The organism is Glycomyces halotolerans (assembly GCF_054779575.1).
The window spans coordinates 62,766-75,887 of the sequence record NZ_BAAGXZ010000005.1; the positions used below are offsets into that span (position 1 = coordinate 62,766).

General features: G+C 70.3%; 12 protein-coding genes. 11 read left to right on the forward strand and 1 reads right to left on the reverse strand.

The annotated features are described in order from the left end of the window. Positions 1-37: 37 nt before the first annotated feature. The 11 genes from ACYVL2_RS06495 (at position 38) to ACYVL2_RS06545 (ending at position 11,615) form a co-directional block, all read left to right on the forward strand. The gene (locus tag ACYVL2_RS06495) at positions 38-835 is read left to right on the forward strand and encodes a DeoR/GlpR family DNA-binding transcription regulator (protein WP_460541424.1); all 798 of its coding nucleotides are present in this window, start codon (positions 38-40) and stop codon (positions 833-835) included. Beyond that, a complete protein-coding gene (gene galT / locus ACYVL2_RS06500) occupies positions 832-1,962 on the forward strand; it encodes a galactose-1-phosphate uridylyltransferase (RefSeq protein ID WP_460541426.1) in 1,131 nt (376 codons plus the stop codon). Before ACYVL2_RS06495 ends, galT begins: the two co-directional genes overlap by 4 nt. After that, positions 1,959-2,930 (forward strand): NAD-dependent epimerase/dehydratase family protein, encoded by a 972-nt coding sequence (gene galE, locus ACYVL2_RS06505; RefSeq protein WP_460541427.1) that lies wholly within the window; start codon positions 1,959-1,961, stop codon positions 2,928-2,930. The genes galT and galE overlap by 4 nt, the downstream gene beginning before the upstream one ends. Continuing rightward, a complete protein-coding gene (gene galK, locus ACYVL2_RS06510; RefSeq protein ID WP_460541430.1) occupies positions 2,917-4,059 on the forward strand; it encodes a galactokinase in 1,143 nt (380 codons plus the stop codon). The genes galE and galK overlap by 14 nt, the downstream gene beginning before the upstream one ends. A gap of 109 nt (positions 4,060-4,168) precedes the next feature. After that, positions 4,169-4,507 (forward strand): hypothetical protein, encoded by a 339-nt coding sequence (locus ACYVL2_RS06515; protein WP_460541432.1) that lies wholly within the window; start codon positions 4,169-4,171, stop codon positions 4,505-4,507. 175 nt (positions 4,508-4,682) lie between these two features. Further along, positions 4,683-5,783 carry a BMP family lipoprotein gene (locus ACYVL2_RS06520; RefSeq protein ID WP_460541434.1) on the forward strand — a complete coding sequence of 367 codons (1,101 nt, stop codon included), beginning with the start codon at positions 4,683-4,685 and terminating at the stop codon, positions 5,781-5,783. A 21-nt stretch (positions 5,784-5,804) separates the two neighbouring features. Beyond that, a complete protein-coding gene (locus tag ACYVL2_RS06525) occupies positions 5,805-7,358 on the forward strand; it encodes an ABC transporter ATP-binding protein (RefSeq protein ID WP_460541436.1) in 1,554 nt (517 codons plus the stop codon). Continuing rightward, on the forward strand, positions 7,348-8,628 hold the full coding sequence (locus ACYVL2_RS06530; protein WP_460541438.1) for an ABC transporter permease: 1,281 nt from the start codon (positions 7,348-7,350) through the stop codon (positions 8,626-8,628). Before ACYVL2_RS06525 ends, ACYVL2_RS06530 begins: the two co-directional genes overlap by 11 nt. Positions 8,629-8,633: 5 nt before the next feature. Then, a complete protein-coding gene (locus ACYVL2_RS06535; protein ID WP_460541440.1) occupies positions 8,634-9,917 on the forward strand; it encodes an ABC transporter permease in 1,284 nt (427 codons plus the stop codon). Further along, complete coding sequence (locus ACYVL2_RS06540; RefSeq protein WP_460541442.1) at positions 9,914-10,315, forward strand: cytidine deaminase; 402 nt, start codon at positions 9,914-9,916, stop codon at positions 10,313-10,315. The genes ACYVL2_RS06535 and ACYVL2_RS06540 overlap by 4 nt, the downstream gene beginning before the upstream one ends. 28 nt (positions 10,316-10,343) lie before the next feature. Continuing rightward, positions 10,344-11,615: a thymidine phosphorylase gene (locus ACYVL2_RS06545; protein WP_460541650.1), complete on the forward strand. Its 1,272-nt coding sequence runs from the start codon at positions 10,344-10,346 to the stop codon at positions 11,613-11,615. A 48-nt stretch (positions 11,616-11,663) separates the two neighbouring features. Here ACYVL2_RS06545 and ACYVL2_RS06550 read toward each other — a convergent pair whose 3' ends face one another. Next, positions 11,664-12,908, reverse strand: a complete 1,245-nt coding sequence (locus ACYVL2_RS06550) for a S8 family peptidase (protein ID WP_460541444.1) — start codon at positions 12,906-12,908, stop codon at positions 11,664-11,666. Positions 12,909-13,122: the final 214 nt, after the last annotated feature.

Sequence of the window (13,122 nt, forward strand, 5' to 3'; positions counted from 1 at the left end):
AGCACTGTGCTTGTGAAACGCAAGGGGGCCATCGAAGATGCTGGCGCAACAGCGACAGAGCCGGATCGCCGAACGCGTCCACCGCACCGGCGCCGTGAGGGTGTCCGAGCTGGTGGAGGAGTTCGGCGTCTCCGACATGACCATCCGCCGCGACCTGGAGACCCTCGCCGACCGGGGCCTGGTCGCCAAAGTCCACGGCGGCGCCACCGCCGTCGACTTCGGCTCGACCACCGAGCCCGGCTTCGCCGTCAAACAGGTGCGGCAGGAAGCCGAGAAGGAGGCCATCGCCGAAGCCGCCGCCGGCCTCGTCGGCCCCGGACAGGCCATCGCCCTGTCAGCCGGGACCACCACCTGGACCCTCGCCCACCGCCTCACCGACGTCGCCGAACTGACCGTCGTCACCAACTCCGTCCCGGTCGCCGACGTGTTCTACCGCTCCGGCCGCCCCGACCAGACCGTCATCCTCACCGGCGGCGTCCGCACCCCCTCCGACGCCCTCGTCGGCCCCTTCGCCGTCGCCTCCCTCGAACGAGTCAACGTCGACACCGTCTTCCTCGGCGTCCACGGCATGTCCGAGCGGGCCGGATTCACCACCCCCAACCTCCTCGAAGCCGAAACGGTCGCCACCCTCGCCGGCAAGGGACGCCGCCTCGTCGTCGCCGCCGACCACACCAAATTCGACGTCGTCGGCATCGCCACGATCGCCTCCCTCGACGACGCCGACGTCGTCGTCACCGACGACGCACTCGACGAAACGGCGCGCGCGGTCCTCACCGAGCACGTCGACCAGCTGATCCTCGCCCCCGTACCCGAAACCGAGAAGAGCACCGAGTGACCGAATCGCGAACCCACCTGGAGACCGGCACCCTGGCCGACGGCCGCCAGATCCTCTACTTCAACACCGAACCCGGCGCCGGACGCGGCTCCTTCACCGACAAGCGCGACCTCGGCGAACGCTCCCGCGCCGGGCAGCTGCGATACGACCCGCTGCGCGAAGAGTGGATCGCCGTCTCCGCCGGCCGCAACGCCCGCCCCCAACTGCCGGTCGCCTGCCCCCTGTGCCCCAGCGACGGCGACGAACTGACCGAGATCCCCGCCCCCGACTACGACGTCGCCGTCTTCGAGAACCGGTTCCCCAGTTTCGGCGGCGAAGCCGACGAAACCCAGAAGTACAGCGGCGGCGAAGCCGACGGAACCGAGCCGGGCGGCGACGCCGAACCCGGCCTGGAGATCACCGTCCCCTCCACCGGACGCTGCGAAGTGGTCTGCTTCTCCTCCCGCCACGACGCCTCCCTGACCGACCTCGGACCCGAACGCGTCGAACTGGTCATGGCCGCCCTCGCCCAACGCACCGCCGACCTGTCGGCCCGCGGCGACGTCGCCCAGGTGTTCTGCTTCGAGAACCGCGGCGTCGAGATCGGCGTGACCCTCCACCACCCGCACGGCCAGATCTACGGCTACCCGTACATCACCCCCCACACCCGGCGCCACCTCGACGCCGCCGCCCGCCACCGCGAAGCCACCGGCCGCAACCTCTTCGGCGACATCCTCGAGACCGAACGAGGCGGCCCGCGCGTCGTCGCCGCCAACGACCACTGGACCGCGTTCGTGCCCTACGCCGCGCGCTGGCCCTTCGAAGTCCACCTCTACCCCAACGAGCGCTTCGCCGACCTCGCAGAGCTCCCCGACGCGTACGTGTCCGCGTTCGCCCCCCTGTACCTCGAGGTGCTCGGCCGCTTCGACGCCGCGTTCGACGACGGGCCCATGCCCTACATGTCCGGCTGGCACCAGGCCCCGGTCGCCGAAGGCCGCGACCTCGCCTGGCTGCGCCTCGAACTCGTCTCGACCCGCCGCGCGGCCGGCAAGGTCAAGTACCTGGCCTCCTCGGAGTCGGTCATGGGCGGGTTCGTCAACGACCTCGGCCCCGAGAAGGCCGCACACATATTGAAGGAAGCGCTGTGAAATACCTCGTCACCGGCGGCGCCGGCTACATCGGCTCCATCGTCGCCACCATGCTCCTGGAGGAAGGCCACGACGTGGTCGTCCTCGACGACTGCTCCACCGGCGCCGCCGAGCGCGTCCCCGCCGGCGCCACCCTCGTCCGGCGGCCCGTCCACGACGCCGGTGAGGTCCTCGACGAGACCTTCGACGCCGTACTCCACTTCGCGGGCCTCATCGCCGCCGGCGAATCCATGCAGAAGCCCGGCATCTACTGGGAGGCGAACACGACCGGCACGTTCTGGCTCCTCGGCGCCATGCGCGCCGCAGGCGTCAAGACCCTCGTCTTCTCCTCCACCGCGGCCGTCTACGGCGACCCGGTCGAGATCCCGATCCGCGAAGACGCCGTCAAGGCCCCCACCTCCACCTACGGCGCCACCAAACTCTCGGCCGACATGGCGATCCAATCCGCGGTCACCGCCTACGGTCTCGCCGCGGTGAGCCTGCGCTACTTCAACGTCGTCGGCGCCTACAAGGACGCCTCCGACATCTGGCACGGCGAGAACCACGAACCCGAGACGCACCTCATCCCGATCGCACTCGAGGCCGCCGCCGGAAAGCGCGACCGGATGGTCCTGTTCGGCGACGACTACCCGACCCCGGACGGCACCTGCGTGCGCGACTACATCCACGTCGCCGACCTCGCCGACGCCCACCTGCTGGCGCTGCGGGCCGCCGAAGCCGGCGAGCACAAGATCTACAACCTCGGCAACGGCAACGGCTTCTCCAACCTCGAAGTCGTCGAGACCGTCAAGCGCGTCACCGGCGCCGACTTCCCCGTCGTCGTCGAAGGCCGACGCCCCGGCGACCCCGCCGAACTCGTGGCCTCCTCCGAGAAGGCCCGGACCGAACTGGGCTGGAAACCCGCCCGCGACAGCCTCGACCGCATGGTCGCCGACGCTTGGGAGTACTACCGGCATGTCCACGCCTGACGCGCACGCGGCCCAACTGGCCGCCACGGCCGGAGAGGTCTTCCGCACCCAGTACGGCTCCGCGCCCGCGGGAGCGTGGGCCGCGCCGGGCCGGGTCAACCTCATCGGTGAGCACACCGACTACAACGACGGCTTCGTGATGCCGTTCGCGCTGCCGTACTACACCGTCGCGGCGGCGGCCGAAGCCGAGTCGTGGGAGCTGTACTCGACCTCCGGGGACGGGGCGACCGTCCGCTTCGACGACCTCGACGCCGTCGAGGGCTGGGGCGCGTACGTCGCCGGGGTGGCCTGGTCGATGACCGAGGCTGGCTATCCGGTGCGGCCGACGCGGATCGCCGTGCACTCGGACGTGCCGACCGGCGCGAGCCTGTCGTCGTCGGCCGCCCTGGAATGCTCGGTGCTGCCGGCGCTGGCCGGCTTGTACGGGCACGAGATCTCCCGCGAGGAGGCGGCGGTGATCTGCCGGCGCGCCGAGAACGAGTACGTCGGGGTGCCGACCGGGATCCTCGACCAGTCGGCGTCGTTGATGTGCGAGGAGGGCGCGGTGATGATGATGGACTGCCGTGACCTGACGCGCACGCAGGTGCCGTTCCGGCCCGAGGACGAAGGTCTGACGATGCTCGTGGTCGACACGAACGCGCCGCACCGCCTGGTCGATTCCGAATACGCCGCCCGCCGCGCGGACTGCGAGGAGGCCGCGCGCCTGCTCGGCGTCGCGAAGCTCCGCGACGCCCCGGAGGACGCCCGAGTCGGCGATGAGCGGCTGGACCGGCGGCTGCGGCACGTGCTGAGCGAGAACCGGCGGGTGCTGGAGACCGCGAAGGTCCTCGAGGGAGGATCGGTGGCCGGGATCGGCGACCTGCTGACCTCCTCACACGTGTCGATGCGCGACGACTACGAGATCTCCTCGGTGGAGTTGGACTGCGCGGTCGACGCCGCGCTCGGCGCGGGGGCGTTGGGCGCGCGCATGACCGGCGGCGGTTTCGGCGGCAGCGCGATCGCGCTGGTCGCCTCGGACGCGGTCGCGAAGACCGAGGCGGCGGTGCTGGAGGCCGCGGCGTCGGCCGGTCTGCCGGTGCCGCGCGTGTTCGTCGCCCGCGCCTCCAGGGGCGCGCACCGGGTGCTGTGACGTCCGGCGGCCGCCCTCGCGTCCGCTCTGGACGCGAGGACGACCGTAGTCGGTCACGGCGAGCGCGAACGGGTACGGGCCGGTGGACGGGCTCTGCGATACTCCGGTCATGGAATTCGTGGAACTGCTGCTGCGCTACGTGCACCTGCTGGGATTCGCCGCCGTGTTCGGCGGTTGGCTGGCCGCCTGGCTCGGCAGGCGATACCGCATCAACGCCGCGATGCTCTACGGCATCGCGACGCAGCTGGCGACCGGCGTGGTGCTCTACGGTCTGGCCGGCGCCGACGCGAACCACGCCAAGCTCGGCGTCAAGTTCCTGCTGGCGCTGCTGCTGGCGGTCATGATCGTCGTCCCGTGGTGGAAGAAGCGCAAGACCGTCGCGGCCGGGCACTTCATGGCCATCGGCCTCATGACCCTGGTGACCGTCGGCGTGGCCGTGTTCTGGTAGCCGATCGGGCCCCGCGGACGCAACGCGGCCGCAGTGGGCCCGAAACACCTGTTCGCAGCTGGTCTCAGTCATAGGATGTTTCGGTAACGAATCCGTCAAGGTGACTGTCAATCCGCGCCTTCGGCGGCCATGATTAGGCGCTATGGGAGTACCTCAAATGTCGAAGGAGACCAAGATGGCTGTGAAGCCGTACAAGCTCGCCGTGGCCGGCGTCGCCGCCACGGGCGTATTCGCACTCACCGCTTGCGGCGAAGCCCCCGAAGAGGACTCCGGCGACAACGCCGAGGCCTCGTTCCAGGCCTGCATGGTCACCGACTCCGGCGGCGTCGACGACAAGTCGTTCAACGAGTCCTCCTGGGCCGGCATGCAGGCCGCCGAGGAGGCCAACGACGACATCGCGGTCAGCTTCAAGGAGTCGTCGAACGAGGCCGACTACGAGCCGAACCTGCTCGACTCGGTCGCCGACGGCTGCGACTTCATCGTCGGCGTCGGCGGCCTCATGACCGAGAGCGTCAACGCGGTCGCCACCGAGAACCCCGACATCCCGTTCGCGACCGTCGACGGCTTCTCCGAGGTCGAGAACGTCTCCTCGATCCAGTTCGACACCGCCCAGTCGGCGTTCCTGGCCGGATACGTCGCCGCCGCGCAGACCGAGACCGGCACCGTCGCCACCTGGGGCGGCATGCAGATCCCGCCGGTGACGATCTTCATGGACGGCTTCGCCGAGGGCATCGCCTACCACAACGAGAACAAGGGCACCGACGTCGAGCTCGTCGGCTGGGACGCCGACGCCCAAGAGGGCTCCTTCCTCAACAGCTTCGAGGACGCCTCGGGCGGCAAGAGCCTGTCCGAGACGTTCATCTCGCAGAACGCCGACATCCTCTTCCCGGTCGCCGGCCCGGCCGGCACCGGCGCGGTCACCGCCGCCGACGAGAACGACGACGTCCTGGCCATCTGGGTCGACGTCGACGGCTGCGAGTCCCTCGCCGAATACTGCGACACCATCCTCACCAGCGCCGAGAAGGGCCTGGCCGTGGCCGTCGAGGACGCGATCAACACCGCCTACGCCAACGCCACCGACGACGACGAGGCCAACGACGCCCAAGGCACCTCCTACGTGGGCACCCTCGAGAACGAAGGCGTCTCCCTGGCCCCGTTCCACGAGTTCGAGGACGAGGTCTCCGACGAGACCAAGACCGAGCTCGAGGAGATCAAGGCCGGCATCATCGACGGCTCGATCACCGTCGAGTCGCCGTCCTCGCCGACCGCCGGTTAGCCGGGACCCGAAGGACGCCAATTGCGACTCGAACTGCGGGGCCTGACGAAGAAGTTCGGCTCGTTCACCGCCGACGACGACATCGACTTGACCGTGGAGCCCGGACAGATCCACGCCGTACTCGGAGAGAACGGCGCCGGAAAGTCCACCTTGATGAACATGCTCTACGGGATCCTCAAGCCGACCAGCGGTGACATCCTCATCAACGGCGAGAAGGCGGACTTCTCCGGTCCCGGCGACGCGATCGAGGCCGGGATCGGCATGGTCCACCAGCACTTCAAACTCGTCGGGCCCTTCAGCGTCGCCGACAACGTCCAGCTGGGCCGAGAGCACGCCCGCGCCGCGGGCGTGCTCTCGGCGAAGGCCGCCAGGGCGGCCGTCCGCGACGTCTCCGAACGGTACGGGCTCGCGCTCGACCCGGACGCGATCGTCGAGGACCTGCCCGTCGGCGTCCAGCAGCGCGTCGAGATCGTCAAAGCCCTCTCCGGGCCGAAGACCGAACTGCTCATCCTCGACGAGCCGACCGCGGTCCTCACCCCCGCCGAGATCCGCGAGCTGCTCGGCATCATGCGCTCACTGGCCGAATCGGGCACCTCGATCCTGTTCATCAGCCACAAGCTCAAAGAGGTCCAGGCCGTCGCCGACACCGTCACGGTGATCCGGCGCGGCAAGGTCGTCGCCGAACTCGAACCGACCGCCTCGGAGACCGAGATGGCCTCGGCGATGGTCGGCCGCGAAATCTCCCTGACCGTCGACAAGGCCCCCGCCGAACCGGGCGAGCCGCGACTGGAGATCCACGGCCTCACCGTCGCCGGCGGCCACGGCGGCAGAGCCGTCGACGGACTCGACCTCACCGTCCGCGCCGGCGAGATAGTCGGCCTCGCCGGCGTCGAGGGCAACGGCCAGACCGAACTGGCACGCGCCGTCCTCGGCCTGGTCAAACCCGAGTCCGGGACCATCGTCATCGACGGCCGCGACGCCACCGGCGCCTCACCGGCCGACCGCATCGAAGCCGGGCTCGGCTACATCCCCGAAGACCGCGCCCGCGACGGAGTCATCACCGAGTTCACCGTCGCCGAGAACATCGTCCTCAACCAGTACCGCGACGAGCCCTACTCCAAACACGGCGTCGTCGACGCCGCCGCGATCCGCACCCGCGCCGTCGACTCCATCGCCGAATTCGACATCCGCACCCAGTCGCCGAACGAAGCGGTCGCGTCCCTGTCCGGCGGCAACCAGCAGAAAGTCATCGTCGCCCGCGAGTTCTCCCGGCCGAGGCGACTCCTGGTCGCCGCGCAGCCCACCCGCGGCATCGACGTCGGCGCCACCGAATTCATCCACACCCGGCTCATCGTCGAACGCGACACCGGCACCGGCGTCCTGCTGATCTCCTCCGAACTCGACGAGATCTACGCCCTGGCCGACCGCATCGCCGTCATCTACAACGGCCGCATCGTCGGCGAAGTCGCCCCCGACACGCCCCGCGAGGTCATCGGCCGCCTCATGGTCGGCGCCGTCGGCGACGCCCCATCAGACGACCACGACCAGGAAGGCGGCGGCGACCGTGAGCACTGACACCCAGGCCCGGACCGCCGAACCGCCCGAGAACGGCGACCAGGAGCCCCGCCCGCCGTTCATGACCCTGTTCGGCCGCTACCTGATCGAAGCCAACTCGGTCATGGTCACCATCTACTCCCTGGTCATGGCGTTCGCCATCGGCGCGATACTCCTCATCGTCTCCGACGAAGGCGTCCGCGGCACCTGGTCGTACTTCTTCTCCCGGCCCACCGACGCCCTCGAAGCGTCCTGGCGCGTCGTCTCGGGCGCCTACGTCTCCCTGTTCGAAGGCGCCGTCCTCAACTTCAACACCCTCGACCGGTGGGTCGCCGGCGACGCCGACTTCGGCGACGTCCTCCGCCCCATCTCGGAGACCCTCACCTACGCGACACCGCTGATCTTCACCGGCCTCGCCGTCGGCCTCGCCTTCCGCGCCGGACTGTTCAACATCGGCGCCCAAGGCCAGCTCATCATGGGCATGCTCGGCGCGCTCGTCGTCGGCTTCGCCATCGACGCCCCCGCGATCGTCCACATCCCCCTCGCGGTCATCGCCGGCGGCATCGCCGGCGCCGCCTTCGGCGCCGTCCCCGGCGTCCTCAAAGCCCAGACCGGCGCCCACGAGGTCATCTCCTCGATCATGCTCAACAACATCGCCGCACTCTTCCTGGTCTGGGCGATCGGCACCGAGTTCCTGCACTCGACCACCCGCTCCCAACTGGTGACCAAACCGGTCGACGACACGGCGGTCCTGCCGCGCCTGCTCGGCTTCCTCGGCTCCAGCCTGCGCGTCAACCTCGCCCTCCTCATCGGCATCGCGGCCGCCGTCCTCGTATGGTGGCTGCTGTCGAAGTCCACCTTCGGCTACCGCATCCGCGCCGTCGGCTTCAACCAGCACGCCTCGGCCACCGCCGGCATGAACATCGGCCGCACCTACACCAGCGCCATGGGCGCCGCCGGCGCCTTCGCCGGCCTCGCCGGAGCCGCCCTGACCCTCGGCGTCGGCTCCAGCGGCATCACCCCCAACACCGCGCTCGAATACGGCTTCGACGGCATCACCGTCGCCCTCCTGGGCCGAGCCCACCCCGGCGGCATCGTCGGCGCCGCACTCCTGTTCGGCGCCCTCAAAGCCGGCGCCCTCTCCGCCCAACCCGACGTCCCGGTCGACATCTCGACGCTGCTGCAGGCGATCATCGTCCTGTTCATCGCCGCCCCCGCCCTGGTCAGAGCCATCCTGCACCTGCGCACCCCGCGCGGCGGCCTGGTCACCCTCGAAGCGAAAGGCTGGTGAACGACATGGCAGCCGAAACCGCGACCGCCGCACCCGAGCGAGACGAACGCACCCGCGTCGGCCACCCCCGCGCCGGACTCGCCTACACCGTCCTCGGCGCGGCCCTGGCCGCCGCCGCGCTCCTGTGGGCCGGCCCCGACGCCCAGACCACCTTCTCCCTCGACCGCACCATCGGCGTCGACTGGACGCTCCCGACCCGCGCCACCGTCGTCACACTCTCCCTGCTCACCCTCGGCGCCGGCATCTGGATCGTCGCGGGCCTGCGCCGCCGCCCCTACCGGGCCGTCACCGCCCTCGCCCTCACCGCACTGGTGATCGCCATGCTCACCTGGGCGATGTCGCAGTCCGGCTCCGTGTTCCGCGTCGAATCCATCCTCGCCGGATCACTGTTCCTGTCCCTGCCGTTCATCTTCGGGTCCCTCGCCGGCGTCGTCTGCGAACGCTCCGGCGTCATCAACATCGGCATCGAAGGCCAGTTCCTCATGGGCGCCTTCACCGGCGTGCTCGTCGCCAACATCGCCGACAACGTCTACGCCGGGCTCCTGGGCGCGATGATCGCCGGCTCCCTCTCAACGATGCTGCTGGCACTCCTGGCCACCCGCTACCAGGTCAACCAAGTCGTCGTCGGCGTCATCCTCAACCTGCTCGCGCTCGGCTTCACCAGCTTCATGTACGACCAGCTCAAGAAAGCCGGAGGCTACAACTCCGCCTACTCGGTGCCCGGCAACGCCCTCGAAGGCATCGGCCTGGGCTTCCTCACCGACATCCCCGTCCTCGGACCGGTCCTGTTCAGCCAGAACATCTTCGTCTACGTCGGACTGGCGACCGTCTTCGCGGTCTGGTTCCTGCTGTTCCGCACCCGCTGGGGCCTGCGCACCCGCTCGGTCGGCGAACACCCCGCCGCCGCCGACTCGATGGGCGTGGCCGTCAACCGGCTCCGGTTCTGGAACGTCACCGCCGCCGGACTCATCTCCGGATTCGGCGGCGCGTTCTTCACCATCGCCAACTCCCTGGCGTTCAACAAGAACATGACCGCCGGGCTCGGCTTCGTCGCGCTCGCGGTCATGATCGTCGGACGCTGGAACCCGCTCGGCGCGCTCGTCGGGGCGCTCATCTTCGGTTTCGCCAGCCAGATCGCCGAGTACCTCGAAGCGGCCGGTTCGGCGATCCCCGGCGAGTTCCTCCAGATGCTGCCCTACGCGACCACGATCGTCGTGGTGGCCGGTCTCATCGGCCGCGCCAAGGCCCCCGCGGCCGACGGCGTGCCCTACAACCCGGGGGACAAGTGACGACCGTGACCGAGCACGACTGGGAAGCGCTGCGCGCCAAAGCCGTCGACATGATGCGACGCGCCTACGTCCCGTACTCGGGCTACCCGGTCGGCGTCGCCGCGCTCGTCGACGACGGCCGGACCGTCGCCGGCTGCAACGTCGAGAACGCCTCCTACGGGCTGACGCTGTGCGCCGAATGCGGCATGGTCTCCGAGCTGGCCGCCACCGGCGGCGGCCGCCTGGTCGCCGTCGCCTGCGTCGACCGCCGGGGCCGGCCGCTGACCCCGTGCGGCCGGTGCCGCCAGCTGCTCTACGAGCACGGCGGCCCCGAATGCCTCGTCGACGCCGAAGGAGGCCCGACCACCGTCGGCGCGCTGCTGCCCGGCGCGTTCGGGCCCGACCACCTCGACCAGTGAGAGCCCACCAGATGAAGGACGCCCATTGATCACCGCAGTCGACGTCATCCGCGCCAAGAGAGACGGCCTCGCGCTGTCGACCGACCAGATCGACTGGGTCATCGACGCCTACACCCGCGGCGAAGTCGCCGACGAGCAGATGTCGGCCCTGGCCATGGCGATCTTCCTCAACGGCGCCGGAGCCGGGGAGATCGCCGACTGGACCGCCGCGATGATCCGCTCGGGCATCACCCTCGACCTGACCTCGGTCGGCAGGCCGTGCGTCGACAAGCACTCCACCGGCGGCGTCGGCGACAAGATCACCCTGCCCCTGGCGCCCCTGGTCGCCGCCTTCGACGTGGCCGTCCCCCAACTCTCCGGCAGGGGCCTGGGACACACCGGCGGCACGCTCGACAAACTCGAGTCGATCCCCGGCTTCGACGTGCACCGCTCCGAAGACGCGGTCCTCGCACAGCTGCGCGAGGTCGGCGCGGTGGTGTGCGCCGCGACCGGCGACCTGGCGCCGGCCGACAAGAAGCTCTACGCCCTCCGCGACACCACCGCCACCGTGGAGTCGATCCCGCTCATCGCCTCCTCGATCATGAGCAAGAAGATCGCCGAAGGCGCCGACGCGATCGTCCTCGACGTCAAAGTCGGCTCCGGGGCGTTCATGAAGGACCTGGCCGCGGCCGGGGAACTGGCCGAGACGATGGTGCGTCTCGGCCGCGACCACGGCGTCGACACGCGGGCGCTGCTGACCGACATGAGCGTCCCGCTCGGCCGCACCGCCGGCAACGCCCTCGAAGTCCGCGAATCGGTCGAGGTCCTCGCCGGCGGCGGCCCCGCCGACGTCGTCGAGTTGACCGTGGCGCTGGCGCGCGAGATGCTCGCCGCCGCGGGCAAGCCCGGCACCGACCCGGCCGAGGCGCTGCGCGACGGTCGCGCGATGGACCGGTGGCGCGCGCTCGTGGCCGCCCAGGGCGGCGACCCGGACGCGCCGCTGCCGGTCGCGCGCGAGACCGAGGAGGTGCGTGCCGGATCCGACGGCGTCGTGACCGCCATGGACGCCTACGCCGTCGGCGTCGCCGCCTGGCGGCTGGGCGCCGGCCGCGCCAGGCAGGGGCAGCCGGTGCAGGCCGGAGCCGGCGTCGAGATCCTCAAGACCGTCGGCGAGCGCGTGGAGGCCGGCGAGCCGGTCTTCCGCCTCCACACCGACACCCCCGAGCGGTTCGAGGCGGCAAAGGAGAGCCTCGACGGCGGCTGGTCGATCGGCGACGAGCCGGTCGAGCGCGGCCCCATCGTCCTCGACCGGCTGGCATGAGACGAGCGAGGGGCCGGTCCCGCCGCGGCGGGACCGGCCCCTCGAAGCTCAGGCCGCGGCGAGGAACTCGGTGTTCAGCAGCAGGTTCGGGCTGCCGTTCGGCTCTGCGACGACATCGGGGACCGCTCCGGCGGTCAGCGCTTCGGCGACCTCGGCCGGGCTCGCCTCCGGGTTGGCCTCCAGGTACAGCGCGGCCGCGCCCGCTACGTGCGGTGCGGCCATCGAAGTGCCCGAGACCGAGCGCTCGGCGTCGTCGGCGTCGATCCACGCCGAGGTGATCTGGTGGCCCGGCGCGAAGAGGTCGACGCACTCGCCCCAGTTCGACCACGCCGCGGCCGCGTCGTCCGACTGCGTGGCGCCCACGGTGATCGCCGTCGGCTCCGAGGCCGGCGAGGTGCCGCACGCGTCCTCGCCCTCGTTGCCCGAGGCCAGCGCGAACGTCACGCCCGAGGCGATCGCTTCGGCGATGGCGTCGTTGACCGCCTGGCTGAAGGTGCCGCCGAGGCTCATGTTGGCGACCGACGGTCCGGTGGCGTTGTCGGCGACCCAGTCGATGCCGGCGATGATGCCGGCGTAGCTGCCGGTGCCGTTGCAGTCGAGGACGCGGACGGGGACGAGGGTGGTGGCTTTGGCGACGCCGTAGGTGGTGCCGCCGACGGTGCCGGCGACGTGGGTGCCGTGTCCGTTGCAGTCGCTGCCGTCGCCGCTGAAGTCGATGGCGTCGTATCCGGGTGCGAGGCGGCCTTCGAATTCGTCGTGGGCGAGGTTGATGCCGGTGTCGAGGATGTAGGAGGTGGTTCCCTCGCCGGTGTGGTCGTAGCCGTAGGCGTCGTCGAGGGGCAGGGCGGGTTGGTCGAGTCGGTCGAGTCCCCATGAGGGCGGGTCGGTCTGGACGTCGGCGATGGTGACGGTGCGGTTCTGCTCGATGTAGGCGACCGCGTCGTCGGCGGCGAGTTCGACGGCCGCTTCGGGGCTCATGTGGGCGACGAATCCGTTGAGGACGCCGAGTTCGTCGACGAGGTCGACCTCGGCGGCCGTGGTTTCGAGGAGGTCGTCGGCCAGAGCGGCGATGCCGAGTCCTTGGGGCGCCTGCTGTTCCATGACGACGAGGTATTCGCCGGGGATGGCGTCGGCCGATGCGGCGCCGAGGATGACGTCGGCGGGGTCGGTGCCGGGGTGCTGGCCCGCGCCGGCGATCGAGCCTGCCGCGATGAGCGATGCGGCCGCGGCGGCGGCGGCGGCCGTGCCGGCGGCTGTTCGCTTGAGTCTCCGTTTGCTTCCTGCCCTGGACATTGCGGGGGAACTCCTTTGGTTTCGGCCCCTGGGGACGGCCGCGCCGGGTCGCCTGGGGTGGGTCGAGTCGGCCCGGTTCGCGCGGGCCTCGGGAGTTCAGGTTAAGGCAGGGTGGTCGGCTCGTAAAGGTGTCGAAAGCGAAAAATCCCTCTTTTATCAATATCTGGAAGATTTTGTCCAAATACGACAATCGGGCTGAAGCGGCGCGCTCACC

Bases quoted from the DNA above. Each gene is read 5' to 3' on its own strand.
- ACYVL2_RS06495 (WP_460541424.1), top strand. From the start codon at position 38: ATGCTGGCGCAACAGCGACAGAGCCGGATCGCCGAACGCGTCCACCGC.
- galK (WP_460541430.1), top strand. From the start codon at position 2,917: ATGTCCACGCCTGACGCGCACGCGGCCCAACTGGCCGCCACGGCCGGA.
- ACYVL2_RS06515 (WP_460541432.1), top strand. From the start codon at position 4,169: ATGGAATTCGTGGAACTGCTGCTGCGCTACGTGCACCTGCTGGGATTC.
- ACYVL2_RS06520 (WP_460541434.1), top strand. From the start codon at position 4,683: ATGGCTGTGAAGCCGTACAAGCTCGCCGTGGCCGGCGTCGCCGCCACG.
- ACYVL2_RS06535 (WP_460541440.1), top strand. From the start codon at position 8,634: ATGGCAGCCGAAACCGCGACCGCCGCACCCGAGCGAGACGAACGCACC.
- ACYVL2_RS06550 (WP_460541444.1), bottom strand. From the start codon at position 12,908: ATGTCCAGGGCAGGAAGCAAACGGAGACTCAAGCGAACAGCCGCCGGC.